This is a genomic window from Colwellia sp. TT2012, assembly GCF_001440345.1.
Lineage (GTDB): Bacteria > Pseudomonadota > Gammaproteobacteria > Enterobacterales > Alteromonadaceae > Colwellia.
In genome coordinates, this window is the sequence record NZ_LJYX01000038.1 from 1 (window position 1) to 2,799 (window position 2,799).

General features: G+C 33.3%; 5 protein-coding genes. All 5 read right to left on the reverse strand.

Annotation, left to right across the window (positions count from 1 at the left end):
• Positions 1–215: 215 nt before the first annotated feature.
• Positions 216–728, reverse strand: a complete 513-nt coding sequence (locus ASU03_RS18375) for a hypothetical protein (protein WP_057833230.1) — start codon at positions 726–728, stop codon at positions 216–218.
• A 108-nt stretch (positions 729–836) separates the two neighbouring features.
• Positions 837–1,154, reverse strand: coding sequence for a DUF2834 domain-containing protein (locus ASU03_RS18380; protein ID WP_057831346.1), 318 nt, complete (start codon positions 1,152–1,154; stop codon positions 837–839).
• Between the two features lie 141 nt (positions 1,155–1,295).
• Entirely contained in the window at positions 1,296–1,622 is a 327-nt protein-coding gene (locus ASU03_RS18385) for a hypothetical protein (RefSeq protein WP_057833231.1), read from the reverse strand.
• A gap of 140 nt (positions 1,623–1,762) precedes the next feature.
• The gene (locus ASU03_RS18390; RefSeq protein WP_057831032.1) at positions 1,763–2,212 is read right to left on the reverse strand and encodes a hypothetical protein; all 450 of its coding nucleotides are present in this window, start codon (positions 2,210–2,212) and stop codon (positions 1,763–1,765) included.
• Between the two features lie 87 nt (positions 2,213–2,299).
• Positions 2,300–2,653, reverse strand: coding sequence for a hypothetical protein (locus ASU03_RS18395; RefSeq protein ID WP_057833196.1), 354 nt, complete (start codon positions 2,651–2,653; stop codon positions 2,300–2,302).
• Positions 2,654–2,799 lie beyond the last annotated feature (146 nt).

A 2,799-nucleotide genomic window follows, 5' to 3' on the forward strand; every position in this document is an offset into this window, starting at 1 on the left:
CGAAATTACTTGCTTCATCTATGCGTTAACTCTTCTATTTTAAAAGAAGACATTATGGCTCTAAATGAATGAGCAGGGATCGGTGTATTTAACTTGACGTGGGGAGTCATACCAACGCCCAATTAACAGGCAAAAAATAGTTGGCTAAAATAAGTCACGAAGTGACAAAAAGCCAACTGTTTTTTGTCCTTGTTTAATTTCTTGTTATGTCACTATTACGCACCTAGATAAAGGTACCTCCGACTAATAAGCATAACTCGTTGTAACACTAATGAGGCATTATTGAAGTTCTCTGTTTGGTCTTCTAACAGCGTGATATCTTTATTGCCATGAAATAAATTATTTCGAAATCGATAAGTAATTAAAAGCAAAGCGTGTATCTTGTCAGCAAGATTCACACTTTGCTCTGTTAAAATCGAAAAGACCAATTCTTCTTGCTCATGCTCACTAAAACCTAAGTGTTCGAATCTAGAACCTTTAGCATTATTTTGAATGTATCGATTTTGCCAAAATTGAAGAATGTCATCTAAAAAATCTATCGGTGGCATTTCATTTGCCACTCGAATAGAGAGCCTTTGAATCTGTGTAACCATGTTATGAATTGGATCACTTTCCGATGCTTCAAAAACAGCCCACATTAATGTAAAGCTACTAACAGAAGATAAACTCTCATTACTTAGGGAAGCTGATTCATTAATATTTTCTTTAATCCATTGAGCAGCGAGCATAAACTTTCCTAGTGACATAACGCCCAATTAACGGGCTAAGTAATAGTTGGCCATAATTGTGAACGGAGTGAGCGCGGCCAACTGTTGCGTGTCACGTTGAATTGCTTGTTATGTAACGTTATTCGCGTGTTTTTCATTGGCATACAAATATGCCGGTAACGCACACGATAACCCTACGGTACAACTTAATATAAAGAATAGAAAAGGCCTGGGAGCTGTTGGGTTTTTAGAGCGTTGAAAAATAAAAAACCAAAACGCGACAGTTGCTAATAATACATCTGCGGTAAACCCACTTGCAGCTTTACTACCAAATAATTCCATTATAAATAAAGAAAAGTTTAACCCTTCAACTTGTATAAATTGAAAATAGAAAATGTACGGAATGATTGCACCAACGATTGCTAAAAATAGATAAATCCGTTTCATTAAAACTCCATAGATGATTAAGTTACATAACGCCGCATTAAGCGGCAAAAAATAGTTGGTTATAATGTTGAACGGAGTGAAAACAACCAACTGTTTTTTGTCCGTTTAAATGCCTTGTTATAGCGACTTTATTTGTAAATATTAATACTTATTATTATCAAAACATTCTAATTTACTATTTGTAATGATGTATTCCATAGCTTTTTCAATAATCTGGAATTCTTTTTGTTTTCGTCCCATTGCATTCGCTTTTCTTCGTACTGTCATCATCAAACCATAGTTTTTCAAATTGCTAGATGTGATGTAAGTATCTACACTTAATTTTGAGCCTTGACGCGTGCTCATCCATATTTTTAAACAATCTTGGTGCGGACTATGATGAGTAAAATTTACAAGACCAAAAGGAGTCTCTACTTTTTTATGTAATTCACTAGCCATTAAGGCTGGTGCTAATGTATTAAAGTCCAAAATATAACTCCCCAACTTCCTTTGGAATAGCTGTCGCTATAACGCCCCATTAAGAGGCAATAAAATAGTTTGCTAAAATGTTTGAGGAACGAAAACAGCAAACTGTTTTTTGTCCTTTTGAATGGCTTGTTAGCTTTTTATTACTCCGGCATTAGAAAAGCAAATGCATTTATTAAAGCGTGAATTGAAAAAACTATTATATATGCATCTTTTCTCGAAACCTTATCCCAAACTTGAAAAGCAATTGAGAAGACTAAAAAAGTAAAAAATGTAACAAGCCCCCAAACAGGTATTAATAATGAATGTAAACCAGCCCAAAATAAAGCGCTAACAAAACAAATAATACCGAATTTATTAGTGAATGATTTTATTACACTAAAACTTAAGGTCATTAAGAGAGTTTCAATAAATGGACCAAAAATAATAACACTAAAAAAACTTAATATAGTTAATTCAGAATCAGGGCTTTCTGATAACGGAAAAAAAATATGCACACCGTAAGCAGCAGGTAGTGCCAAACAAAGAGCTAATATGAATGATTGAATCACATACAGATATTTTGGTTGATGAGTATTAAATAGAAATAGCACAAATAATCCTTTATAAAGCTAACGCCTAAATAACAGGCTAAGTAATTGTTGGCTAAAATGTGAAACGAAGTGGAACGCAGCCAACGGTCACGTGTCCTTGTTTATTTTCTTGTTATGTTTTTGATGATTACTGCTGCGAATAACTAAAACAATGGTATAAACTGATGAAATTAAAATTAGTATTATATTAATTATTAGATACGAAATTTTATTTTCATCCATTGTTCTTAAATATTTAATCTGAGCGTATTTTATTTTAAGAGAATCTTCAATGTTTTCAATATCCTTATTATCAATAGCAACTTGAATCTTTTCATCAATAACAAGCATGGAATCAACCACCTCTTCAGTAAATAAGCGAGGAGCTACTGTGCGGAAGTATGAAGTTATACAAGCGAGTATAATTACAATATTTATAGCCACTATTTTTTTAGTATTCACCGGATTCTCCAAAAAAACATAACGCCGCATTAAGCGGCAAAAAATTGTTGGTTATAATGTAGAACGGAGTGAAAACAACCAACTATTTTTTGTCCGTTTGAATGCCTTGTTAAGTGGTTTTATCACCAGCAATATGACTATTTCAC